20 protein-coding genes are annotated in these 23,507 nt (G+C 66.7%); 6 read left to right on the plus strand and 14 right to left on the minus strand.

Going from position 1 to position 23,507, the window contains the following annotated elements:
* The first annotated feature begins 7 nt into the window (after positions 1 to 7).
* On the plus strand, positions 8 to 892 hold the full coding sequence (locus ACFWPH_RS09730; RefSeq protein WP_378749254.1) for a hypothetical protein: 885 nt from the start codon (positions 8 to 10) through the stop codon (positions 890 to 892).
* Between the two features lie 131 nt (positions 893 to 1,023).
* On the opposite strand, the gene ACFWPH_RS09735 is transcribed toward ACFWPH_RS09730, so the two are convergent.
* A complete protein-coding gene (locus ACFWPH_RS09735) occupies positions 1,024 to 2,139 on the minus strand; it encodes an RNA-guided endonuclease InsQ/TnpB family protein (protein WP_378749256.1) in 1,116 nt (371 codons plus the stop codon).
* 288 nt (positions 2,140 to 2,427) lie between these two features.
* On the opposite strand from ACFWPH_RS09735, the gene ACFWPH_RS09740 reads away from it, so the two are divergent.
* Both ACFWPH_RS09740 and ACFWPH_RS09745 read left to right on the plus strand, forming a co-directional pair.
* Positions 2,428 to 2,865, plus strand: coding sequence for a Uma2 family endonuclease (locus ACFWPH_RS09740; protein WP_378749258.1), 438 nt, complete (start codon positions 2,428 to 2,430; stop codon positions 2,863 to 2,865).
* Between the two features lie 143 nt (positions 2,866 to 3,008).
* Positions 3,009 to 4,199, plus strand: a complete 1,191-nt coding sequence (locus tag ACFWPH_RS09745) for an NAD(P)/FAD-dependent oxidoreductase (RefSeq protein WP_378749260.1) — start codon at positions 3,009 to 3,011, stop codon at positions 4,197 to 4,199.
* A gap of 140 nt (positions 4,200 to 4,339) precedes the next feature.
* Here the strand turns inward: ACFWPH_RS09745 and ACFWPH_RS09750 are convergent, their stop codons facing one another.
* From ACFWPH_RS09750 to ACFWPH_RS09780, 7 genes are all read right to left on the minus strand, one after another.
* Complete coding sequence (locus ACFWPH_RS09750; RefSeq protein WP_378749262.1) at positions 4,340 to 4,459, minus strand: type II toxin-antitoxin system prevent-host-death family antitoxin; 120 nt, start codon at positions 4,457 to 4,459, stop codon at positions 4,340 to 4,342.
* A 128-nt stretch (positions 4,460 to 4,587) separates the two neighbouring features.
* Positions 4,588 to 6,282 (minus strand): serine/threonine protein kinase, encoded by a 1,695-nt coding sequence (locus ACFWPH_RS09755; RefSeq protein WP_378749264.1) that lies wholly within the window; start codon positions 6,280 to 6,282, stop codon positions 4,588 to 4,590.
* Between the two features lie 118 nt (positions 6,283 to 6,400).
* A complete protein-coding gene (locus ACFWPH_RS09760; RefSeq protein WP_378749266.1) occupies positions 6,401 to 6,793 on the minus strand; it encodes a hypothetical protein in 393 nt (130 codons plus the stop codon).
* A gap of 55 nt (positions 6,794 to 6,848) precedes the next feature.
* Positions 6,849 to 8,498, minus strand: coding sequence for a hypothetical protein (locus tag ACFWPH_RS09765; protein ID WP_378749268.1), 1,650 nt, complete (start codon positions 8,496 to 8,498; stop codon positions 6,849 to 6,851).
* A 5-nt stretch (positions 8,499 to 8,503) separates the two neighbouring features.
* Positions 8,504 to 8,821 (minus strand): hypothetical protein, encoded by a 318-nt coding sequence (locus ACFWPH_RS09770; RefSeq protein WP_280416863.1) that lies wholly within the window; start codon positions 8,819 to 8,821, stop codon positions 8,504 to 8,506.
* A 132-nt stretch (positions 8,822 to 8,953) separates the two neighbouring features.
* Positions 8,954 to 9,262: a DUF6802 family protein gene (locus ACFWPH_RS09775; protein WP_378749270.1), complete on the minus strand. Its 309-nt coding sequence runs from the start codon at positions 9,260 to 9,262 to the stop codon at positions 8,954 to 8,956.
* A gap of 199 nt (positions 9,263 to 9,461) precedes the next feature.
* Positions 9,462 to 9,653 carry a PspC domain-containing protein gene (locus ACFWPH_RS09780; RefSeq protein WP_195056477.1) on the minus strand — a complete coding sequence of 64 codons (192 nt, stop codon included), beginning with the start codon at positions 9,651 to 9,653 and terminating at the stop codon, positions 9,462 to 9,464.
* Between the two features lie 460 nt (positions 9,654 to 10,113).
* Here ACFWPH_RS09780 and ACFWPH_RS09785 point away from each other — a divergent pair, with 460 nt between their 5' ends.
* Positions 10,114 to 10,584, plus strand: a complete 471-nt coding sequence (locus ACFWPH_RS09785; protein ID WP_378749272.1) for a hypothetical protein — start codon at positions 10,114 to 10,116, stop codon at positions 10,582 to 10,584.
* Here the strand turns inward: ACFWPH_RS09785 and glmM are convergent.
* The 5 genes from glmM to ACFWPH_RS09810 all read right to left on the minus strand — a co-directional run bounded on the left by glmM (position 10,556) and on the right by ACFWPH_RS09810 (position 17,948).
* A complete protein-coding gene (gene glmM / locus ACFWPH_RS09790; protein WP_378749274.1) occupies positions 10,556 to 11,980 on the minus strand; it encodes a phosphoglucosamine mutase in 1,425 nt (474 codons plus the stop codon). The two genes, ACFWPH_RS09785 and glmM, sit on opposite strands and share 29 nt — an antisense overlap.
* A gap of 193 nt (positions 11,981 to 12,173) precedes the next feature.
* Positions 12,174 to 12,686, minus strand: a complete 513-nt coding sequence (rpsI, locus tag ACFWPH_RS09795) for a 30S ribosomal protein S9 (RefSeq protein ID WP_084492538.1) — start codon at positions 12,684 to 12,686, stop codon at positions 12,174 to 12,176.
* Complete coding sequence (gene rplM / locus ACFWPH_RS09800; RefSeq protein ID WP_033243446.1) at positions 12,683 to 13,126, minus strand: 50S ribosomal protein L13; 444 nt, start codon at positions 13,124 to 13,126, stop codon at positions 12,683 to 12,685. Before rplM ends, rpsI begins: the two co-directional genes overlap by 4 nt.
* Positions 13,127 to 13,276: 150 nt before the next feature.
* Positions 13,277 to 15,115, minus strand: a complete 1,839-nt coding sequence (locus ACFWPH_RS09805) for a hypothetical protein (protein ID WP_378749277.1) — start codon at positions 15,113 to 15,115, stop codon at positions 13,277 to 13,279.
* A gap of 88 nt (positions 15,116 to 15,203) precedes the next feature.
* The gene (locus ACFWPH_RS09810; RefSeq protein ID WP_378749279.1) at positions 15,204 to 17,948 is read right to left on the minus strand and encodes an FHA domain-containing protein; all 2,745 of its coding nucleotides are present in this window, start codon (positions 17,946 to 17,948) and stop codon (positions 15,204 to 15,206) included.
* Positions 17,949 to 18,062: 114 nt separating this feature from the next.
* On the opposite strand from ACFWPH_RS09810, the gene ACFWPH_RS09815 reads away from it, so the two are divergent.
* Entirely contained in the window at positions 18,063 to 19,496 is a 1,434-nt protein-coding gene (locus ACFWPH_RS09815; protein ID WP_378749281.1) for a metallopeptidase, read from the plus strand.
* 278 nt (positions 19,497 to 19,774) lie between these two features.
* On the opposite strand, the gene ACFWPH_RS09820 is transcribed toward ACFWPH_RS09815, so the two are convergent.
* On the minus strand, positions 19,775 to 22,147 hold the full coding sequence (locus ACFWPH_RS09820; RefSeq protein WP_378749283.1) for an FHA domain-containing protein: 2,373 nt from the start codon (positions 22,145 to 22,147) through the stop codon (positions 19,775 to 19,777).
* A gap of 143 nt (positions 22,148 to 22,290) precedes the next feature.
* Here ACFWPH_RS09820 and ACFWPH_RS09825 point away from each other — a divergent pair, with 143 nt between their 5' ends.
* The gene (locus ACFWPH_RS09825; protein WP_378749285.1) at positions 22,291 to 23,499 is read left to right on the plus strand and encodes a hypothetical protein; all 1,209 of its coding nucleotides are present in this window, start codon (positions 22,291 to 22,293) and stop codon (positions 23,497 to 23,499) included.
* Positions 23,500 to 23,507: the final 8 nt, after the last annotated feature.

The following is a 23,507-nucleotide window of genomic DNA, read 5'->3' on the forward strand; positions in this document are numbered from 1 at the left end:
TCTCGTCGTGTCGGCGTCTGTGAAATCACTTCTGAGCACTCTGACCAGCCGCGGCCCGCACCGGGTGCTCCGCGGGAATCTGGCCATCGCGGGCCAGCCCGGGGTGGTGTACACGCCCGAGAGCGGCCGCGACCTACCGGCTGTGGCCTTCGGCCACGGCTGGCTCAACAGCGCCGGTAGCTACTCCACGCTGCTGGAACACCTCGCATCCTGGGGCATTGTCGCCGCCGCGCCGGATACCGAACGCGGCCCGCTGGCCTCGCACCTGAACCTGGCCACCGACCTGCTCACCACCCTCGATATCTGCACCGGCGTCCGCCTCGGCGACGGCACCGTCACCGTGCACTCCGACCGGCTGGCCCTCGCCGGCCACGGTATGGGCGCCGGCGCCGCCGTCCTCGCCGCCGCCCAGCGCCGCGTGGCCGCGGTCACCCCTTTGTTCCCGGCCCCCACCACACCGCCCGCCGAATCGGTGGCCCCCGATATCGACACGCCCGCCCTGATCCTGGCCGGCGTCTCCGATATCGACTCCCTCAACTCCAACGCGGTCCCCCTCGCGGCGGCCTGGTCCGGTCCGGCGATCCTGCGCACCCTCGAAGGCGCCGGCCCCAACGGCCTCGCCGAGGGCCGCCGCCTACTCGCCGCGCTCGGCGGCGGCAAACACGAACCGAAAACAGCCCGCGCCACCCGCGCCCTCCTCACGGGCTATCTCCTGCACACTCTCCTCGGCGACAAGACCTACGCCGCCTTCTCGGATCCGGAGACATCGATCCGCCACACCCACGTCATCGACCCGGCGGCCGCACTCCAGGACCAGGAGGAAACCCGCCAGGCCGCCGCCACCCCTGATCCCGCGACGGTGGGCAAATTGGTCCGCACACTCCGCAATTGACGTCCTCCCCGCCCTGAAGCTGAAGGGCGAGGATTCCTACCAGCGCCCTCACGGGCGCTCTCGGTGGGTTCCTGTTTCACTGGGACTTGCCTTCCGCTAAGCGGCTGGTCTTACGGCCCCTCCGCAGGCGTTTAGGCTCTCTCCGCACGTCCTGCGGCGAGAATATTCATGGCCGCGTTCAAGTCGCGGTCGTGGATCGTTCCACAGGTGCACGTCCATTCCCGGACGTGCAGTGGCTTCTTCCCACCCAAAGCCCCGCACACGGAGCACATTTGCGTGGACGGGAACCAACGGTTCACCTTGCCGAAGGCGCGACCATATCGGTTGGCTTTCTCCTCCAACATGCGAGTGAACATGCCCCACCCCGCGTCGTGAACCGATTTCGCCATCCGGGTGCGGGCGAGATCTTTCACGCACAAGTCCTCGACGAATACCGCTTGGTTCTCGCGAATAATCCGTGTCGAGTGCTTGTGCGCCCAGTCCCGGCGCGTATCCGCCACCTTGGCATGCGCCTTGGCAACCCGAATCCGGGCTTTCGCCCGGTTCTTCGACCCCTTCTCCTTGCGAGAAAGGGCCTGCTGGGCTTTCTTCAACCTGCGTTCCGCCTGCCGCAGGAAGCGCGGCGAAGCGATCGTCTGGCCGTTCGACAACACCGCGAAGGTGGTTAGCCCCAGGTCGATACCGACCTCGGTAGCCAACTCCGGTAACGGCTGATCGTCGGTCTGCACCACAAACGATGCGAAATACCGGCCGGCCGCGTCCTTGATGACAGTGACCGATGACGGGTCGGACGGCAACTCCCGCGACCAAGCAACCTTCATGTCCCCGATCTTCGGGAGCCGCAACTTTCCCGCCGCAGCGACCGAGAACCGCGCGTTCTTCGTGAACCGGATCTTCTGCCGACTGTCGCGCCGCGACCGGAACTTGGGCGGCCCGATCCGGGCACCTTTTCGCTTCCCGGATACAGACTGAAAGAAGTTCCGGTAGGCAGTGTTCAGATCCGCTAGCGACTGCTGTAACACCACCGAAGAAACCTCGCCCAGCCATGCTCGTTCGGGGGCTTTTTTGGCTTCGGTCAACGCCTTCGACAGTTCGCCATCCTTTATGTACGGCAAACCGTTCTGGCGGGCTGTTTCTCGTGCTGCGAGTGCGTCGTTGTACACCACCCGCGCGCAACCGAACGCCTGAGCCAACGCAACCTGTTGGCCGGGCGTCGGATAAACGCGGAAATTGTACCGCAACAACATATCTCAAATATATCACATGGGGTTGACAGAATTGTGGTCGATGCGCTATCTGAGCTGCCCGGTTTAGGGCACGCTCGGGCCTTGGCGGCCCTCCGCGTGGGCTTTCACCACCGTCCCGAAGGGCGGCGCACTAGCCCACATTCTGGTAGCGCCGCCCCGCGAACACCTGTTCATCGGGCCGAGCACCCCAGGCAACCCGGCATGCTCGACTAATATGAGCGGCATGTCCACACCGGGGGCGACCGGCCCGACCTGCCCGAATACCTCACCTGGGAAGAACTCGGACAGTTGCCCGAGGAACTCGCCACCCAGATCGAACTCTGGGACGGCCGCGTGGTCTGGGTCCGCCGAGGACCGTTCGAGCACCAGCAGTACACAGGTACCTTCTGGTCGGCACTGCGCCGGAATGCCAGCGACGATATGACTCGCCGCACCGGGCACTGTTGGCACAACACCAAGACCGATATCGAAGCGAAGAAGATCCGCTATGCCGGTAGCGGTATCCCCTGGTACTGGGAAGTACATCTGGCCCGCAACCCCCGCCGTATCGCGACCGTTCGCGCCTATGTCCTGGAAACCGCGCCGGGACAAATCCACGAGGGCGTACGACCGCTGCACCAGACCAACTATCTCCTCGCCGACGAGTGGACGCCTGCCGGCACCACGGCCATCGAGATCGAACATCCGTTCCCAATCTCGATCCCCTGGGCCGAACTCGAATTCTGACCGGTCGCTCGGCCTTGCACACTCCCCGATAGCGGCGAGGGACACGTCCCCCGGGCGATCGATCAGTAATCCACGTCACACCCTGTCAGGTTTTCCGAAGCTGCGCTGTCTAGTTTTCGAACCCTCGAAACGAAGGAGACACCGTGAGCAACAACATCGATGTGGTGGTGGTCGGCGGCGGATATGCCGGAGTGATGGCGGCCAATCGCCTGACCAAGCGCGACGACGTGACGGTGACCGTGATCAATCCTCGTGAGGTCTTCGTCCCCCGGCTGCGGTTGCATCAGCTGGTGGGCGGGACCCACGACGCGGTCGTCGACTATCAGGACATCCTGGCCGAGGGGGTCCGGCTGGTCGTCGACAGTGTGACGCGGATCGATCCCGCCGAGCGGAGCCTGACACTGGCCGACGGCACGACGATCGGGTACGACTACCTGATCTATGCGGTGGGCAGCTCCGGCGCCGTGTCGCGAGTACCCGGCGCGGGCGAATTCGCCTACCCGGTGGCGACGTTGGAGGCGGCGCAACGGCTCAGGTCGCAGTTGTTCGATATTCCCATGACCGCGCCGGTGACGGTGATCGGCGGCGGCCCGACCGGTATCGAAACCGCCGCGGAACTGGCCGAGCAGGGACGTGCGGTTACCTTGATCTGCGGCAGCGTCCTCGGCGCGTACCTGCACCCGAAGGCGCGGCGGACAGCCCGCAAGTACTTCGCCCGACTGGGAGCAACCGTGATCGAAGGCCCCGACGCGACCGTCACCGCAGTCACCCAGGACACGGTCGAACTCGGCGACGGCCGGGCCCTCGCGAGTGAACTCACCATCTGGACAGCAGGTTTCGATGTCCCCGACCTCGCCAGGCGCAGCGGCCTGAGCACCGACACCACCGGCCGCCTGCTCACCGACGAAACACTGACCAGTATCGACAACGACCGCATCATCGCGGCAGGCGACTCCTCGGCCCCCTCGAACCTCCCGTTCCGCATGAGCGCCTACACCGCCTACTGCCTGGGCGCCCACGCCGCCGACACCGTGCTGCACCGTATCGCGGGCGAACCGCCGGCCCCGATAGACCTCGCCTTCCCCGCCATGTGCCTCAGCTTCGGCCGTGAAGCCGGCATCTACCAGCTCGGCCACAAGGACGAAACCGGTATGCGGCTGTATTTCAGCGGGTTCGCGGGCAAGAAACTCAAGGAATTCGCCTGCGAGGCCGGCATCAAGCACTTGGCGACCGAAGCACGCAAGCCGGGCTCCCACCGCTGGCTCAAGGACGGCAAACACCGCCCACAGCTGCTGCAGGCACAGCGCGACACCACGTCAGCGCCGGTCACCTAGCACACCGAAATCCGAGACAGGGCCCTGGATTCTACTGGCTCGAACATTCTCTATATCGATTCCGTCAGACGGCGCGCATTCGTACGCGTCGAAAGGAGGTAAGCGGTTTTCTTTCAGGGCTTCGTATTCACGCAGACTGGTCACACCGCGGGTTCTCGGCCGCCGGACCGTGTGATGATGACCTCGTCGTCGTCCTCGGTAGCGGCGTCAAGAACCGCAGCCAAGTTATCGCGTGCCTCGGTGGCAGTCATCGCGAGCATTAGTTCTCCCTATCAGCGGCCCGTCAGCGATTACAGGTTGCGCTCAGCCATCTACTGGGCCAGCTGAGAACAGACCCTTGTGAAGCGCCGAGCGAGACCAGAGGTGAAGTCAGCGTAGCCCTGGTTTGTCATTTACCGAGGGGAGCTTGAGACCACCAGTCTCGGAGGATGTCATCGGCGGTATGGTCATTCCATCTCACCATGATCAAATAACGTTGACGATCCGGATCGGTTGGGAACGAGAAGTAGGCGTCGTAGGCGATCGCAGCCAGTGAGCCGATCGACGTCGGTGAGTCAGGTGGCACGGTCATCTGCGGCACCCCGTCGAGGGCGGGATTGGGCGCCGGTTTCACCTCGGCCGAATGCACGACTTTCGATCCATTTATGATCTCGCTGTCACGGAATTCGTCCGAATTCAAGTAGTTCTGCACGGCGCCGAGAACAGTAAAATCCTTGATGACGAAGTGGACGCCCGGGTTATCCGTTTGGTGGCAGGTGATTTCGTTTCCATCGGGTTTCGCAGCCGCGTTGCAGGACCCCTGCTTCCCGTTGGGCATTTCGAATACGTACCGGTGTGCCGTGACAAGGCGGGGGAAGTCATCTCTGATGTATTGAAGAGCCCCCCAGTCCTCTTGGTTGGGCACGCCCTCACCAGCCGAGGGGGACCCATCCGACGAGCGGGACAGGTAAGCAACTGAAGCAGCACCGATCAGCATCACGACGAGACCGACGATCACGGCCGGAATGATCGGGAACTTGCCGCGCCCAGCGGGGATAGAGTGCTGGATCGGGTGTCCTCGACCCGGATACGCCGCTACGGGAGCATTCAGCATCGGGCCTGGCCGGGAATCAGGCGACTGCCAGGCCGAGCGAGGATAGGGAGGGCTCGCCCCGGGTTCAGGCTCGATTCGCTGCCCGTATCCGACCGGTGGAGAACTACGCACAGTCGGTGCGACGCGCGCGTAATCGACTGTATCGAAGGCGCAACGGTCCTCGAGCACGTCACGAGCCGCGGTAATGAACTCGGTGCACGAGGAGAAGCGGTCCTCACGTTGTTTGGCCATGGCTCGTCCCAGAACTGCATCTAGTGCCGGGGGTAGATCCGGGCGAACAGTGCTGACCTGAGGAACAGGCTTCGAGAGGTGGGCCATCACCACCTGACCTGGATTCGTCGACGCATACGGTGGCTGTCCGGCCAGCAAGGCGAAGAGCGTACAGGCCAGGGAGTACTGATCGCACCGCTGATCCAACACCTCGCCGGACAACTGCTCCGGCGAAGCGTAGGCCAGCGTCGCGGTGAACGTACCCGTCGCCGTGATCTTGGTGTTGGTAGAATCGATAAGTCCCGCGATACCGAAATCGGTGATCACTGCATGGGCCTCACGGAAGTCATCCGCCTGCGCGACCAGGATGTTGGCCGGTTTCACATCACGGTGCAGCACCCCGCGACTGTGCGCGTAGTCCAGCGCGGACGCGACCCCCGCAAGTAGTCGCACCACCGTTGTCGACGGCTGGGCGGAGGCTTCCCACGAGGCAGCGTCGGTCCCACGGATGTACTGCATCGCGATCCACAAATGACCGTCGTCGGCACCCCGATCGAGGATCCCCACAATCCCCGGGTGCTCCAGTCGGGCAATGACATCGGCTTCCCGTTCGAACCGACGAGCCAATTCGGGATCGGTGGAAACCTCCCGATTCAACAACTTCAACGCGACACTGCGTGGCAGCCGGGGATGTTGCGCGAGGTACACCGTACCCATTCCGCCCTGGCCCAGTAGCCCTTGAATCCGGTATCCAGCGAAAGTCGCCCCCACCCCTAACACCGCTGCTCCTTAGGTCACCGCTCCAACGTGATAACGCTACCTCACTGCCCGATTCGTTTTCCCTGGACGGGCACTGGACAGGGCCATCCCGGTGTAGAACTACCCGCTCGTCCGCCACTCAGACGAGCCAGCTTTTGCGCCGGTAGTACTCGCCCTCGTCGTCACCGTCATCGTCGATCGGAGTAACGACAGTTCCTGATCGACGAGCTGCGACCGAACGGGCGATCGCTTCCCGTTGGTCGTACAGGTCACCGGCACCCGGCTGAACTGGCTCCGCCAGAGCAGACCGTTCATCACCGAGCACCGTTGACTGGTCATCGAGGCTGCGCCCCGCCTTTCGTGTTTCGTTCTCGGCCCGCTCGACAGTTTGGCGAATTTTTCCAGCCGTCTGCTCCGTCAGCGCCCGGCTCTCCGCAGCCATCCGCTGGTTTGCCGCACGTAATTCACTGAGCCGGGCCGAACTCCGTCGATACACATCCTCGGCGATCTCATCGACATCCCGAAAAACCATGGTTTCGATCCTCCTCAAACGACATTACGCCACGATGACGGCTGCGACCGCCGGGTCACAGCGGGCCGGCCTCGGCCAATTGAGCACCGGTGTCCACCGGGGGAGGTGGTGGAGGTGGTGCCGCCGGGGTCTCCTCGTTGCTTTCGATCACCGGATCGTCAGCGGGCGAAGGATCTTCGTCCTCGACGGGAGCAGGATAGTCCTGGGGCTGGTGTTCACCGTCTTCCCCATTCGTCCCCTTGGGGACGCCGGGAGCCCCCGGCGGTACGCCTGCGCCGACCGGATTCTCGGTATCTGGATCGCCGGATTCGGAGTCGGGTTCACCGGGTGATTCTTCGGGGACCAGTGTCGGCTTGCCATCTGCGCCGATCTCTATCTTGTAGTTCTGCGGTTCGCCGTCCTCACCACTGACCACCAGTCTCAGCTGGCCGTCGGGACCCATTTCGAGCTTGTATTCCTTCCCATTCAGCTCGATGCCCTTGCCGTCTTCCTTGGCCTCGCCCGGGTCGTCCGGTTTTCCGTCGCCGTTTGCGTCCTCGTCCGGTTGTCCATCGCCGTCGAGGTCGACTGCCTGCTCCGCCTGTTCGCGTAGCTGCTCCAGGGTGCTCGTAATCTGTTCGTTCGCAGAAGTCACCAACTGATTCAGGCCCGTTGCGAGCTGACTGCCGAGACCCGACGAGGCGAGCTGAGTTCCCAACTCCGTCAGGGCCGACAAAGGGTTGTCGCCGCTGGGTGTGGTGCCAGGAGCTCCTGGCGTACTGGGATTGGTACCCGTCGGCGTCCCGGAGGGCGTACCTGCCGGGGTCCCGGCCGGTGTACCCGATGGAGTCCCCGCCGGTGCCTGAGGAGTACCCGGAGTCCCCTGGGCACCCTGGGGGCAGGGATATGCCTTCTCCGATAGATTTCCCATCAAATCGATGATTATGCGGTATTCGCCCCGCACCCCGTCATTTACCGAAGTGCAAGTATCGATGAAATGCCTCAACTTTTCTTCATAGCTTACTTTGAACTTGTTCAGCCAGTCCCGGCAGTGATCTTCAATGTCCCCACCAATGCCGGGAACGAGAAAAAGAGTCCCATCACTCAGACCTGGAAATATCCTCTGAATCTTGCTCAGCAGAGAGTTTTCCGTACTGTTGGTCCACCCAACTCCTTGTGCCGCCGAAATGATCGAATCGACATCCTCCGCTGTTTTATAATCGTGCGTAACGTGGTTCGGTGTCTGCAGTATCTCCGGCAGCATCTCCACTTTGGGGAGAATCGTCCGGCGCAGCGCGTCGGGAGCCTTTTCCAGCTGCTCCTTAACCTTTTGGACAACCTCGATATCGGCACTGGACATAGTCAATTGTTCCGCAACCATAACCGACGCGTTCGCTGCGCTCTCGCCAGACCATATCGATGGCAAGTTCCGGGCTAGACCGACCAATTCATCATGTTGCGCTTTTGCATTCCCAAGGACATCTGCCAGGACACCCGAGAAGGTTCGGAACTTTTCCTCATCGAGCCCATTCTGCGCGTAGAACAACTCATGTAACTCTGCATAGCTTTTCATGAACACGGGCGGGCTGCCGACCCAACGGTCGTAACGAGGCCCGAAGTACTCGAAATACAGCAGAGCCTTCGAACCTTCCTCGAGCATCTTAATGACCGGCCAGGTCAAATCAGGGGTAGGGAACGCTACGCAATCTTCGATCTCAACGGGCATAGGGATCAGCTCGCCGCCTTACCGGTTTCGCTCGCATTCTCGTCGTCGACATTGGAGAACTTGACAACGTCATCGCCTATGGCCTGACCCGTGAGCTGCGTTGCCTCCGCCCAGTCGTTGAGCCAGTGCTCGATTTCCCGGAGACCCGACTCCAGCTCGCCGCCTTCCGTTTCGTACGCGGCACCTACATGGGCCTTACCGATGATATTGCCGGCAACCTTCGTCGCTTGGCCCTTGATAACTCCTGCACTGGTACGGAAATTGTTTCCCATCATCCCCAGTGCATCCGTGTCCATCCCGACCGGTTGACCACCCGTACTCATGGGTCTCCCCTCCGTCCTGCCCGCCCCTCCCGGGAACTCCCCGATCGGCCCTGCGGCGCTCTGCTGCTACTTGATTCGACGCGCCCGCCCGGGGTTCGGTTCCCTTCCGATCCCCGGGCGTTCGAAAAGTGCTTACTCCCCCACTGTCCCCTGATCCGTCTGCCGCCATTCGCCCGTCCCGTCCGGGTTGCGGTGGTACTCCCAGGCCGCGTAGTCGCCGTCGTTTTCCACCACGCTCAGCTGGTCGGCGTAGCCGTCGAGGTCGGAGTCGGTCCAGAAGCTCATCGAGTCGGAGTTGGTGGTGGTGAAGGTGTCGAGGATGCCGTCGCCGTCGAGGTCTTGGGTGGGGCTTTCCATCTCGACCGGGCCGAGGTTGTCCAGCGAGGAGGTGGTGTCGAAGCTCGGCATTCCGAGACATGGGAACTCTCCGGATACGGGCATGGGTCCTCCTGAGTTCCATATTCGGCGGCGCTACGAGTTTCGGCCTATCTTTCCATCTCGGGCAGCGGAACGCAGCCCCCGGATCCCACCGCGGTCGCGGCCCGGTCCCGAATCCACGCGGAATACAGCGCAGCCCCGCTCCCATACGGGAACGGGGCTTGGCAGCGACTGATGGATAGCCGAGAGTTCCGGCGCGCGATCAGCGTTTCGGCATCAGCAACCACAGCACCAGGTAGATCACGAACTGCGGGCCGGGGAGGACGCAGGATACGACGAAGAGCAGGCGGACGATTCCGGAGCTCCAGCCGAAGTATTCGGCGATACCGCCGCAGACACCGCCGACCCACTTGTCGGTGGTGGAGCGTGTGAAGCGGCGTGTGGGGGCGGTCATGGCGGTCCTTTCGACAGCGGGGACTACACACTCCACTGTCCGCGCTGTGGCGTGGGCGCGCATCGGTAGCGATACCGATACTCACCCTGATATCCGGGGCCCCGGGCTCAGGGTCGACCCCGAACCCACCGGTTCCGCTGAGGGCTTCGCGTGCCGCACAGCGCTCTCGTCGCCGTCGCGCCGGATACCGACCGGACCGGACCCCCAACACGAGCACGGCTGCGCCGATCCTCTTTCAAAGCTCGGAGCCGACTCTTCGCCGGCCCGCGAGAATGCTGCTGCAGCCCCGGCACCTCGGTGCTGCCGTGAGAACAGCCACTCGCGTGCGGTGGCGACCGGGAGCGTCGGCACGGAGTACCGCGCGCCGCTCGCGGCTGCGATGGGTACGCCGCGGTCGCCGGAGGGCGCGCAGGCATGATGAAGGCGCACAGGGTCGGTTCATGCGCAGGTCAGGAGTGGTATGCAGAACACCGTCGAACTATTCGCCGCGCCGGGCACGCTCTCGGCGCAGCTGGGCGCGGATACGCTGTTCGCCCTGGTCGCGACCGGCCTCCTCTTCCTGTCGGCCCTGGTATTGGGGACGTGGAAGTATCACGGCATCCGCACCTCGCCGGAGGGTGCGGCGCACGTCTATGTCGATATCGCGCACCGCGCCGCCCTGATGTACTCGTTCGCGGGGCTGCTGCTGGCGGTTTTCACCGAGCTCAGCGGATGGCCGACCGCGGTGAACCTGGTGGCCGCCGCGATCGTCCTCGCGTTCTTCGCCGGCGCCATCGCGACCTACGCGTGGCACGGATACCGCCGCGACACCACCAACCAGTTCCGCGGCGATATCGGCGTGCAACTCAGGGTCACCATGATCGCGCTCGTGGTGGGCGAGATCGGCGGATTCCTGGTGCTGTTCAGCGGCTTCCTCTGGGCCCTGCGCTGACGACCGTCGTGATCTGAACGGCCGCTACGCGTTTGGCGATATCGGCGGCGATTTCCTCGGCCTGCGCGGGGTCGGTGGCCTCCACCATCACCCGCACCAACTGTTCGGTACCACTCGGCCGCAACAGAATCCGCCCGGACTCGCCGAGTACGCGTTCGGCCTCCTGCACCGCAGCACGCACCTCCGCGGCCTCGGTAGCAGCCGCCTTATCGGTGACGGAGACGTTCACCAGGACCTGCGGCACCTTCTGCACCACATTCGCCAACTCCGCCAGCGGCTTTCCGGTCGCGGCCATCCGCGCCATCAACTGCAGACCGGTGAGCACACCGTCGCCGGTCGTGCCGAATCGCGGGAAGACCACATGCCCGGATTGTTCGCCGCCGAGGGTGAACCCGCCGCTGCGTAGTTCTTCGAGCACATAGCGGTCGCCGACACCGGTGGTGCGCACGGTGATTCCGGCGTCACGCATCGCGATATGCAGACCCAGATTGCTCATCACGGTGGCGACCAGAGTGTTCTCGGCCAAGGTCCCGGCTTCGTGCATACCGAGAGCGAGGATGGCCATGATGGCGTCGCCGTCGACGAGTTCGCCGGCGGCGTCCACGGCCAGGCAGCGGTCGGCGTCACCGTCGTGGGCCAGGCCCAGATCGGCGCCGTGTTCACGGACCGCGCGCTGCACCTGCTCCATATGGGTCGAACCCACACCGTCGTTGATATTGAGGCCGTCGGGTTCGGCGTTGATAGCGATGACCTGCGCACCGGCTTCCCGGTAGGCGGCGGGCCCGACCTCCGACGCGGCGCCGTGCGCGCAGTCCACGACAACGGTCAGGCCGTTCAGGTCGCGGCCGGTGACCTCGACGAGGTGCTCGATATAGCGCTCATGGGTGCCTTCGAGACTGAACTCGGGCATATCGAATCCAGGATGCCGCGACCCCGGCGCGGCGAGCACCCGCCCGATACCCGCCCCGGTCGGCCGGGCGAAATCACCGGCGCCCGCGACGGCCTCGATACGGTCCTCGACGGCATCGTCGAGCTTGTGCCCGCCTGCCGCGAATATCTTGATCCCGTTGTCGGGCATGGGATTGTGCGAGGCGGAGATCATCACGCCGAGGCTCGCATCGTGCAGGGCGGTCAGGTAGGCGACGGCGGGAGTCGGCAGCACGCCGACGGGTAATACATCCATTCCGGCGGCGGTCAGCCCCGCGGTGACGGCGGCCTCCAGCATCTCCCCGCTCGCGCGCGGATCCCGGCCCACCACCGCAACCTTGCGGCGACCGGACCGGACCTCGGTACCCAGAACCTGCGCCGCCGCGCCCGCGAGGCGCAGCGCGAGCTCCGGGCTCAACGAATCATTGGCCAGCCCGCGTACGCCGTCGGTGCCGAACAAACGTCCCATACCTTGCCCCTGTCAGTGAGTCCACAGCGCGCGGCGCTCCTGCCGGAACGCCGTCGAGACGGCCGGCCGACGAGCACCGCGGTAGATATAGCACGAGAGCAGGCGACCAGACTCCGGCTGGTTGCCTGCTCTCGGAACCGACACCGGCCTGCCCACCCACATACCGTGAGCGGACAGGCCGGCACCGGTGATATCAGCGCTTCGAGTACTGCGGCGCCTTACGAGCCTTCTTGAGGCCGTACTTCTTACGCTCGGTGGCACGCGGGTCACGAGTGAGGAACCCGGCGCGCTTGAGCGCGGGACGATCGTCGGCGTTGGCCACGGTCAGCGCACGGGCGATGGCCAGGCGCAGCGCACCCGCCTGCCCGGAGGGGCCGCCGCCGTGCAGGCGCGCGAACACATCGAACGATTCGAGACGCTCGACGGTGACCAGCGGGGACTTCACCAGCTGCTGGTGCACCTTGTTCGGGAAGTAGTCCTCGATCGAGCGGCCGTTGAGCACGAAGTTGCCGGTACCCGGCACCAGGCGCACCCGGACCACGGCTTCCTTACGGCGGCCGACGGTCTGGACGGGACGGTCCAGCGGGGCCGCGAACTCGACGAATTCGGCGTCGTCTTCGTAGACGACACCCTCGTCCAGCACCTCGGCGGCGGCGTCTTCGACGACCGCTTCGTCGTATTCGGTGTATTCCTCGGGAGCGGTCACTGGGCCACCTGCTTGATCTCGAACGGAACGGGCTGCTGGGCGGCGTGCGGATGGTTGGGGCCCGCGTACACCTTCAGCTTGCCGGCGATGGCATTGCCGAGCTTGTTCTTGGGGATCATGCCCTTCACGGCCTTCTCCACCAGGCGGTCGGGGCGGGTATCCAGCACCTCACCGACAGTGCGGGACTTGAGGCCGCCGGGATGCCCGGAGTGGTGGTAGATGCGCTTACCGTCGCGCTTGTTGCCGCTGATGGCAACCTTGTCGGCGTTGATGATGACGACGAAATCGCCACCATCCATATGCGGAGCGTAGGTCGGCTTGTGCTTGCCACGCAGCAGATTCGCTGCCTGAACGGCAAGACGGCCGAGCACTACGTCAGTGGCGTCGATGACGTACCACTGCCGGGTCACGTCACCCGCCTTCGGGCTGTACGTAGGCACAGTGCTTCCCTGTCTGTCGTCGATGCTGCCGGCCAGGTGCGTGGACGAGGGGACCCCGGCGGCCGGTTGAGACCCGGGCCTCGGTGTTCCACACACCAGCGGACCACGATACCAGCCGGTCGACGGCCCTCGAAATCGGCCGCTACCGGCTCAGATGTCGAACGGAGGACCGGGGTCGGTGACTCCCGGCCGGCCGGGCACCAGATAGCGCAGGGTGTCGATCCCGGATCGGCCGCATTCGACGCCGTCGTCGGCCGGCGCTTCCCGGCCGGGTTCGGATTCGCCCGCGCCGGGGGCGGGTACCCGCGCATAGAGAGGACGCTCCTGCGGCGCCACCGTGGCCTCACGGGGTGGTTCCACCAGCACTCGCGGCATGGGCACACAACCCGCGACACGATGCGCGATCGCGGTATCGACCGCGTGCCCGGCCGAGCTGACGACGCCGGGCGGCGCGACCTGGGCCTGCGCGGTGGCCGCCCCGCCGACCACCCCGGCGGCGACAGCCGCCACACCCAGCACGGCGTGCGCGCCGAACAGGTTGTCCTTCATCTTGTTCCAGAGCTTGCCCTTGCCCTGCTCGTCGTCCCCCTCGATGTCATCGGCGGACGACCCACCCCGCTGCCCGGTGCCGGACGGGTGCGACACCGCGGCCTGGCTGCCGGTTTCCGGGTCGGGGGCGCGGGTGAACCGTCCCGCCGGCCCGGCGGTCGAGGGTGGTACGTCACCGCGGCCGCCCCGGACGGTGGCGTCGTCGCCCGCCGACCCCGGCGAGGTGCCGTACTGATGCTGCGGTCCCGAATACGGGCCGGTCGACGGATCGGCACCCGGTACGCGGCCACCGCCTCGTTGAATGGGCGCGCCGGGAGGCGCCGAGCCGGGCTCACCGGGTCGCGACGAGCCGGTGTGGCCGAGGTGCGGCCCAGTACCCGGGGCCCGAGCCGGACCCGCCGGCGGAGTATGCGGACCGTTCCCCGCAGCGAGCGGGTGCGGTCCGGCGGCCGGATTCCGCCCCGGCGGACCGGCCGCTTCATCCGCTCGCCCGGGCGCTCCGTACTGCGGACCCGGCGTGCTCGTACCGGCGGGCGGCGCTGTCTGCGAGTAGCCCGCTGAGTCGCCCTCCTCGTCGTCGTCCTCGTTCTCGCTCACCAGCAGATGCGTGGCGCCGAGAACGAGGGCGTGCATGGGGTGTTCGGCCTTCTTCAGCCGCTGCCCGAGATGATTACGGAAGGCGAAGCGCAGGGTTTCGTTGAACACGACCTGCCCCGCCAGCAGCACCGTCGAATTGTCCGCGCCGATCGCCCGGGCCGCGGCCATCACCTCGATCACGGTGTCGTCGGCGACGCGCGGGTCGCGGGTGGATTCGGGGTCGATCGGGACGTACACCGATTCGGTGGGCCGTTCCTCGTCACCGTGAACCGCGACCACGAGCACGTTGGCGCGACCGTCGACCACCTGGCCGTCGAAGTGGACCGCGGTCGCGCCCAGCCCGTCGGGCAGGCGGTGATCGGGTGCCCGGACCAGGCCGAGGGCCCGCACATACCCGGAGAGCGCGATGGACTCCGGGATCGGTTCCACCTCGACATCGAGCTGCTCGACCAGCCGCGCATAGGCGTCGATCTTCGGATCCGGCCAGTCGTCCGGATACGGCAGCGCGATCACATCGGGTTTACCGCGCAGATGCGTTCCGACCGAGGCCAGCGGGTTGTAGAGGCGGGCCCGGAAGACCAGTTCGGCGGGCCAGGTGGCGCCCGCGATCACGATCTGCGGATGCCCGAGAATCTCCCGTACGTCCGGAATCGCCATACCCAGATCGGGCCGTTGCCGGCCCGCTGCGGCGGTATAGAGCTTGCCGGAGGCATCGGCCAGCAAATAGGCGGGTGGGTTGTAGCTTCCCTCGACCTGGACTGGGCGGATGGGTACGCCGGATCCGCCCGCGGCCACGGACACCACATCCCACCCGAGGTGTACCGCACCAACTCGCACCATCACAGGCATCAGTGTGCCTGGTGTGTGGTCGTTGCGCTCGCCGCCCCCACCCACCAGCGGCGCGAACTGTGGAAGCGGCCGGTCATCGGTCTCACCGCGCCGACTTCTTGAGCCGCAACCGGCTCCACGTGAGCAACGCGAGCACGGCTGTGAGGGCCACCACCATGCCGATATCCAGGAACCACGCGCCGCGCGTGTGTTCCCAGAGCCCGTCGGGTTGCGCCGCGATGAACAGCTCCCGAATATTCACCGTCGACGCCGCCGAGGCATACCCCCAGCGCGACGGGAACAGCCAGGTGATCTGCTCCAGCACCACCCGGTCGGTGACCGGGATCATCCCACCGGCCATCACCAGCAGGCCCATGATCGCCACCGCCAGCAGCGGCATCACCTGTTCACTGGACCTGGCCAGGCTCGACAACAGCAACCCGAGCACCACACAGGACACCGCGGTAGCCGCGATATCGATGTACAGCTCGGCGCCGCCCATCGCCAGTACCGACCCCTCTTGTGGCCGCTTCTTCCCGAGCAACACGAAACCGACCAGCACGGCCGATTGCACCAGCGCGGCGAGACCGAAGATCGTGACCTTGGCCCACAGGTAGGCCCCCGACCGCAACCCGACCGCGCGTTCCCGCACATAGATCGTGCGCTCCCCCACGAGATCACGCACGGTGAGGGTCATACCCATGAAGCAGGCGCCGAGGATCAGCACCACCAGCAGCATCTGGGGTTCCGAATCACCGTTGGGCACGAAGGTGCCGTCGTCCTGCTGGATCAGGGGCGGCCGGCCGAATCCGTTACTGCCGGGCACCAGCAGCGACAGCCCACCGAGCACGAACGGCAGCAGCACCAGGAACGCCATATAGCCGCGGTCGGCCAGAATCAGCCGCAGTTGCCGCCGGGCCAGGGTGGAGAACTGTTTCCAGGCACCCGACTGTGGCGGCGAACCACCACCACCCTGTCGCGCCGCGGGTGGCGGTGGGGGCGGTAGCGCCGCCTGCCGGGATCGATAGTGGGCGAAAGCCGCATCGGGGTTGGCGGCGACCTCGGCGAAGATCTTGGCCCAGTCGCTGGTGCCCAGCGCGGATTCGACGCCCGCCGGGTTGCCCGCGTAGGCAGTTTTCCCGCCCGGGGCCAGCAGCACCACCTGATCGCACATATCCAGGCAGGCCACGGAGTGGGTGACCACGATGACCACGCGCCCGGCATCGGCCAGTTCGCGCAACATCATCATGACCTGCCGGTCCAGCGCCGGATCGAGGCCCGAGGTGGGTTCGTCCAGGATCAGCAGCGAGGGGCCGGTGAGCAGTTCCAGTGCCACCGAGGCGCGTTTACGCTGCCCGCCGGAGAGCCGGTCCACCCGGGTATCGGCGTGCTCGGTGAGCGATAGTTCGCGCAGCACACCGTCGATCACCTGCTGCCGGTCGGCCTTGGAGGAGTCCGGGGGCAGCCGCAGTTCGGCCGCGAAACCGAGCGCCTGCCGCACCGTGAGCTGACGATGCAGCACATCGTCCTGGGGGACCATGCCGATACGGGAACGCAGCGCCTCGTATTCGGCGTGCAGATCGCGGCCTTCGAAGACCACCTGACCGCCGGAGGGCTGGGTGCTGCCCGCGATCAGCCGGGACAGGGTGGATTTACCGGCACCGGAGGGTCCGATCAACGCGGTGAGCGTGCCGCGGCCGGCCTGCATGTTCACATCGACCAGCAACTGTTTGTTGCCTTCGACGGTGAACCCGACCCCGTGCACGGTCAACCCCTGTTCGGCGACCGGTCGCTGCCGGTGCGCCAGTGTGCCCTGGGAGACCTCGAAGTCGATATTGCCGATGGTGATGATGTCGCGTTCACGCAGCAGCGTGCGCTGCTGGCGGACACCGTTGACGAATGTGCCGTTGGCCGACCCCAGATCCTCGATGACCAGACCTTCGGAGCCCGCGACGAGCCGGGCGTGCTTACGCGACGCCAGCGGATCGTTGACCACGATCTGGTTGTCGGAGGTACGCCCGATGGCCAGCCCGCCCGGCGGAATCCGGTCGGCGCGAGCTATCGGGCCCTCGCTGGCGCGGTGCCGGACCGGAGGGACCGCCGCGACACTCGCTTTGGCGGTCATGTTCACGTTGGGCGGTTGCTGTTGCGGGGTCGAGCCGGAATGCGGGGTCGGGGGGGAATGCGGGGTCGCGGGCGAGTGCGCGGACGGGCCGGAATACGGGGGCTGCGCCGGCTGCCCGGTGCTCGGCGCCCACGGCTGTGGCTGCTGATGCGGGGGACGTTGCGCAGGCGGGGGATTGACCGGGGCGGCGGCACGCTGCGCGACCTGCGGCTGCGCAACGGACTGGGGTCGATGCGGCGGCTGCGCCGGTTGATGCTGCTGCCCGGACGGAAACTGCTGCCCGGGGAACTGCTGCTGTGCGCCCGGGAACTGCTGTTGCGCGCCGGGGAACTGCTGCTGCCCCGAGGGATACGGCTGCTGCCCGGACGGAAACTGCTGCTGCGCAGGCCGCTGCGCCTGCTGCTGCGGAACCCCCGACGGAACCAGCCACAGCAGCGGCCCGGTGATCGCGTCACCGAGACGGACCTGCGTGGGCCGGTCGATCGGGACGGGCCCGCCGAGCCGGCGTGCGTCGACGAACACTCCGTTGGTACTGCCGTTGTCGGTGAGCACCCAGGCTCCCGACTGCCAGGCCAGAATCGCGTGGACCCGCGAAACCAGCGGACTGTCGACGAACAGCGTCACCTCGGGCGCACGGCCCAAAGTGATCTGCTGATTCGAATCGAAGACACGTTCGGTTCCATCATGGCGCACCGTGATAGTGCGCACCCCCGGTGCAGACATGCAGCGGATACTATTCCATTACCCGGGCATCGGAGATGCCCCCGCTTGGGGGGTGATCACCCCGCTCAGCGGGAGATGCCAGCACCCGAACCGGCCGAAAATGGGGGAGGATCCATGCCGAAACTCCGGGTCGCCGCACTCGCTGTGGCGGCGCTGTGCGCAGTGCTGCTGGTCACCGGGTGTACCCGGGCGGTGGACGGCCGCGCGGTCTCCATCTACGACAATCCTTTCCAGGTGGCCGGGCTGCCGACGACGAGCGGCCCCAGCGGGCCCCGCGCGAACGTCCCGCCCACCGAATTGAGTGCCGACAACGGTGACGGCGGCGAGATCGACACCTTGGCGTTGAACGCGGTCACCGATGTCCAGGCGTACTGGGAGAAGCACTACGGCACCGAGTTCGAGGGCGAATTCGAGCCGGTGGAGAAGCTGATCTCCTGGAGTGCCCGCGATTCCCGCCGCGAATCGGTGGAGTTCTGCACCGAATCGACCTACCGGATGGTCAATGCCGCCTACTGCCGGCTGGACAACTCCATCGGCTGGGACCGGGAGCTGCTGCTGCCGACGATGTCGGAGACATTCGGGCAGATGGCGGTGGTGATGGTGATCGCCCACGAATACGGTCACGCGATCCAGAACAACGCCGATATCGTCGACCGCGACGATCCGGTGATCGTCAAGGAGCAGCAGGCCGACTGTTTCGCCGGCGCCTACATGCGCTGGGTCGCGGAGGGCGAATCGGACTACTTCACCATCAACACCTCCGACGGATTGAACTCGGTACTCGCCGCGACGGTCGCGATCCGCGATTCCGATCCCGACGACCCGGAAAGCGTGCACGGTTCGGCCTTCGAGCGGGTCACCGCCGTGCAGGTCGGTTTCACCGACGGCGCCAAGGGCTGCAAGGGGATCGATATGGACGAGATCGAACAGCGTCGCGGCGATCTGCCACAGAGCTTCGACGGCGCCTCCGGCGAATTCGATATCACCGAGGAAAGCCTGGTCGAACTGAGCAAGGCACTGTCGGTGATCCTGCCGGTGCCCGACGAGCCGGCCTACAGCTATGAAGGCGCCGAAATCGACTGCCGCGACGGGGTCTCCACCGAGCCGGTCACCTACTGCCCGGCGAACAATACGATCGCGACCAATGTCGACGGGCTCTCCGAACGCGGCGCGCCGACCGACGATTCCGATGTTCCGCTGCCGGTGAAGGTGACCGGTGACTACAACGGCTACGTCGTGTTCATCTCCCGCTACACCCTCTCGGTGCAACGCAGCCGCGATCAGGAACTGGTCGGCGCGAAAACCGGGTTGCGCGCCGCCTGCCTGTCCGGTGTGGCCACCGGCAAACTGGCCGAGACCGGACGCGCCGAAGGCGATATCACGCTGGCCGCGGGCGATCTGGACGAAGCGGTATCCGGCCTGCTCACCGACGGTTTGGCCGCCAGCGATGTGGAGGGCAAGACCGTGCCGAGCGGCTTCTCCCGGGTCGACGCGTTCCGCGCCGGGGTCCTGGGGGGAGAGGAAACCTGCGCCGCCCGGTACGAGTAACCAGGCAACGCCGAACCCGTGCCACCGGACGCGGCGCCATGCCCCGTTCGAGACCGAGGGGCCCCAACCCGCGATGCTGGAGGCGGCGCCATGCCCCAGTTCGAGACCCAGGGGGCCCCGAACCCGCGACGCCGAAGGCGGCGCCATGACACAGTTCGGGGCCCGTCTCGGATCTGGACTGACGGAGCGGAGGAGCGCAGCGGAGGAGCGGAGGAGGGAAGATTCGAGACCTCCGGGGCCCCGAACCCGCGACGCCGGAGGCGGCGCCATGAAACAGCTCAGGAGCCGAAGGGGGGCGGCGCGGCGGATTCGAAGCGCAGCATGCGGTTACCGATCAGGATATCCGTACCCGGCACCAGCACCACGGGCTGATGTGGCGGAACACGGACCCATTCCCGAAATCCGGGAGCGCGGGTCCGGGTGCCGTTCGTGGAACCCCGGTCCACCAATGTCACATCCCATTCGACCAGCAGCAGTTCCGCGTGTGCCCGCGACATCCCGCCCGAGTTGTCGGTGACCTGTAGCGGGGTGAGCCCGCGGCGGGCGGGCTCGGATTTCTCCGGATCGCGGCCGAGAACCGAATCGGTCTCCAGCAGAAAGGTCGAACCGTCGTCGAGGACCAGGATGCCAAGCGGGGGCCGCATCACCTCGATGAGCGGCTGGGTCTGATCCACCGGCATCCCGCACACACTGCAGAATGCCGAGCGCGGATCGGTGGGGTGGGCACGCGCACATTTGAACCCCATGACCTTCACGGTCAGTGCGGCACCTTTCGCGGTCGCTTCGGTGCGCCGGCGCAGTTCGGCGTCCAGCGGCGGGGCCCCGCGCTCCGGCGGCCCCTGCCGGGGCCGCTCGCCCGCACCCGGTTGCGGTACCGGAATATCCATGCGTGGAGTGGGATGCGCCGGTGGTCGCCGAGCCGAACCGGCCCGGCTCGGGCGTGAATCGGCGGTCTCGTCGAGCCCCTCCTCGGGCAGGCTCGCCCGCGGCGGCTGCCTGCCGCTGATTTCGGTCAGTGCGTGATGGGGATCGGTCGCGGCCGTCTGCCCGCCCTCCCGGTCGCCGACGCCGACGCGGTCGCGGTCGCGGTCGCGGTCGCGGTCGCGGTCGATGGAGGATGCGACGGTCGGCCGCTCGGACAGTTGCCCACTGTCCACAGGCGGATTCGGTGCCGCGGCGGTTCGGTCACCCGGGTCACGCCGCGAAGCCGGCGATTCGCCGGCACCGGAGCGCCGGGTTGCGGTCTCGTCCTCGGGCCCGCCGGACGCGAGGTTCCCGGTTCCTTCGGCGACCGCGGGGCCTCCGGCATCGGCCGCCACGGGCGGCGGATCTCCGGCCCCGAAACCGTCCACAGCAGCCCCGTGGGCTTTCCCGGGCTCAGCCACCGGTCCCCCCTGCGGCACACTCGCCTCGGGGCCCCTGGCTCCCGGACCGCCCCGACTCGCGCCCGCCTGGGGGTCCCCAGCTCCCGGACCACCCCGTGTGGTCCCTGGATGAGATTCTCCGCCCGCGCCACTCCGGGCCGCCCCCGCATGAGATTCCCCGGCCCCCGCGCCACTCCGGGCCGCCCCCACATGAGATTCCCCGGCCCCCGCGCCACTCCGGACCGCCCCCACATGAGATTCCCCGGCCCCCGCACCGCTCCGGACCGCTCCCGCATGAGATTCCCCGGCCCCCGCACCACCTGCCGCGACCGCAGCGTTTTCCGACGCAGCCGGAGTGTCCCTTGTTCCCGGGCCTTGTACGTCGTTCCCGGAACGCCCGGCTCCGCCCTCGGCCTCGGGACCTCGCTGCGCAACCCCGGAACTTTCCACCGCCGTCCCCGAAGCGCTCCGGACCCGTGGAGCTTGCGCGGGACCCGCAGCATTTTCCACTGCTGGTTCCGGTACGCCGTCGACCTCCGGATCTCCGGTCGTACTCCCGGAACTTCCCGCCGCACCCACCGGTACGTTCGCAGCGCCCGATCCCGCTGCCGGGACTTGCGCAACATCCGGCGCCAGCAGAGGTTCCGCAGACTGCTCCCGGACTCCGCGCACAGCGCCTTTACCGAGTACCACCCCGCTCCCCCGGCCCGGTTCCGCCGACGCGGGAACTCGACGGACCGTCGGCGCCCACGCGATCGCCCCGCCGGCTTCGGCGATGCCCTCGACCAGTCGGCCGATCCCGCGGGCGGCGGGTAGCTCGGGCCGGACAGCGTCGTCCGGGTCCGCGAGCGGGTCGTCGACGAAAAGCGCCACCGCGCGGGAGGGCACGGAGGTGGTCCGGTCGACGGTGAAAGCCGCGTCGCGACCGTGCAGGTAATCAGTGGTCTCACCCGCGACGACGGCGGTGACGGCGCCGTGCAGGAAGATCGCCACTCGGTCGGGTCCTGCGGCGGACAGGATCCCGAAATCGGCCGGACCGCCCGGGTCGGCCTGCGCCGCGGATGCCGTGAGCCATCTGGTGGCGTCCCGGGCGATCGCGGCGCCGGGGCCCTCGGGGTGCCGGGCGGTGGCCTCGTAGACAAGTTCGGCCAGGGCCACCAGCGCCCGCACGGCCCGGGAATCCGCGGTGGGGCGGCCGGCGCCGCGGTGGGCCACCAGCACCACCGCGCCCGCGACCCGGGCCACGGCATGCGGCCCGGGCACCACCTCGACCTGCTGGTCCTGCATGCGGATCAATCTCCGCCCGGGTGCTGCCGCGGGTTGTCTGCCACCACACCAGGGTATGGCACGGCCGGGACCGGCCCTCCCCGAGTTCACCGGACGTCGGGTAACTTCGACACTGCAGCTTCGATCGGAACGAGGGGCGGCCCATGGTTCGGATAACACGGTGCGGCGCCGTCACCGCGCTGGTTGCGCTTCTGGTGGCCGGGCTGTCCGGCTGCGGTTCGGTGGCCGGTACGGCGGTGCCGGGCGAGATCGATGTCCGCACCCTCGATGTCGGTGATTTCCCGGTCGACCGGTTCAGTTACCCACAGGAGGCCGGTGACCACGGCGTGCTGCTGGAAGGTATACGGATGTCGGAGGCCGTCGTGACCAGCAGCCAGGTCGATCCGTCGCTGAAATTCGGCCGGGGATCGAAGGTGCTGCCGGACCCCGCGACCGCGGTCGATTTCCTGGCCAATGTGTCCCAGCCGATTCTCGAGAATCGCCGGATGGTGGTCGGTTATGCCGCAAGCGGCGCCGACCAGGGCGACCCCGAGGGGCAGGTCCGGCCCACGTCGGATGCCACCGCGATCCAGGTGGTGGCGCTGCGTTTCCCCGATACCGGTAGCGCCGCGACGGCGGCCGAAGAACTGGAGGCCGCCGATATCGGCGTCTCACCGGACAACCGGAAGCTGGAATCGGAGAAGTACCCGCAGGCGTTGCTGCACTGGCGGCCCGGTATCGCGAATATCGGCGCGTTCCTCGCCCATGAGGAGTTCGTGATCTCGCTGTTCGTCCAGCGCCCGGCGGCCGACAGCGCCGATCTGGTGTCCTGGGCGGACAGAGCGCTGACCGCGCAGCTCGATCAGCTCGCCCGGTTCGAACCGACGCCGACGGCCGATATCGCCGATCTGGCGGTCGACCCGGAGAATCTGCTGGCGCGGGTGGTGGTCGCCGATCGGGAGAGCCATGAGCCGGATCCGGACCAGTTCGCCGTCTACGGCCGCAATTACCTGATCAATTCGGCCGACGATCAGCCCGCCCGGGCCCGGTTGCTCGACGAATCCGGGTTCGAACGCACCGCCTACGCCGCCGGTAGTTCCGTGGCGCGGGTGCGGGATCCGGCCGGGGCCCCGGTCCTGGTGAACGGTTTCATCGAATCGGCGGGTCCCGCCTACGATCCGATGCCGGCACCGGAGGATGTGCCGGGCGTGAAATGCCTGGAGCTCAACAGCTCCGGTGATCCGGAGCGTCAGTACCGGTACCGCTGTTTCGTCCCGTACAAGCGGTACGTCGGTGTGGTGTCCAGCGACGACGAAACAGAGATCCGGCAGAAGACCGCGGCCCAGTACGCGCTGCTGGCGAACAGTTTGTAACCCCGCTC

It is taken from the genome of Nocardia sp. NPDC058499, from assembly GCF_042719915.1.
Classification (GTDB): domain Bacteria; phylum Actinomycetota; class Actinomycetes; order Mycobacteriales; family Mycobacteriaceae; genus Nocardia.

Excerpts from the sequence above, each read along its gene's own strand:
- ACFWPH_RS09765 (WP_378749268.1), bottom strand. The coding sequence starts at position 8,498 with ATGCCCGTTGAGATCGAAGATTGCGTAGCGTTCCCTACCCCTGATTTG.
- ACFWPH_RS09770 (WP_280416863.1), bottom strand. The coding sequence starts at position 8,821 with ATGAGTACGGGTGGTCAACCGGTCGGGATGGACACGGATGCACTGGGG.
- ACFWPH_RS09815 (WP_378749281.1), top strand. The coding sequence starts at position 18,063 with ATGCCGAAACTCCGGGTCGCCGCACTCGCTGTGGCGGCGCTGTGCGCA.
- ACFWPH_RS09820 (WP_378749283.1), bottom strand. The coding sequence starts at position 22,147 with ATGCAGGACCAGCAGGTCGAGGTGGTGCCCGGGCCGCATGCCGTGGCC.
- ACFWPH_RS09810 (WP_378749279.1), bottom strand. The coding sequence starts at position 17,948 with ATGTCTGCACCGGGGGTGCGCACTATCACGGTGCGCCATGATGGAACC.
- ACFWPH_RS09825 (WP_378749285.1), top strand. The coding sequence starts at position 22,291 with ATGGTTCGGATAACACGGTGCGGCGCCGTCACCGCGCTGGTTGCGCTT.
- ACFWPH_RS09735 (WP_378749256.1), bottom strand. The coding sequence starts at position 2,139 with ATGTTGTTGCGGTACAATTTCCGCGTTTATCCGACGCCCGGCCAACAG.
- ACFWPH_RS09750 (WP_378749262.1), bottom strand. The coding sequence starts at position 4,459 with ATGCTCGCGATGACTGCCACCGAGGCACGCGATAACTTGGCTGCGGTT.
- ACFWPH_RS09785 (WP_378749272.1), top strand. The coding sequence starts at position 10,114 with ATGCAGAACACCGTCGAACTATTCGCCGCGCCGGGCACGCTCTCGGCG.
- ACFWPH_RS09760 (WP_378749266.1), bottom strand. The coding sequence starts at position 6,793 with ATGGTTTTTCGGGATGTCGATGAGATCGCCGAGGATGTGTATCGACGG.
- ACFWPH_RS09775 (WP_378749270.1), bottom strand. The coding sequence starts at position 9,262 with ATGCCCGTATCCGGAGAGTTCCCATGTCTCGGAATGCCGAGCTTCGAC.
- glmM (WP_378749274.1), bottom strand. The coding sequence starts at position 11,980 with ATGGGACGTTTGTTCGGCACCGACGGCGTACGCGGGCTGGCCAATGAT.
- ACFWPH_RS09780 (WP_195056477.1), bottom strand. The coding sequence starts at position 9,653 with ATGACCGCCCCCACACGCCGCTTCACACGCTCCACCACCGACAAGTGG.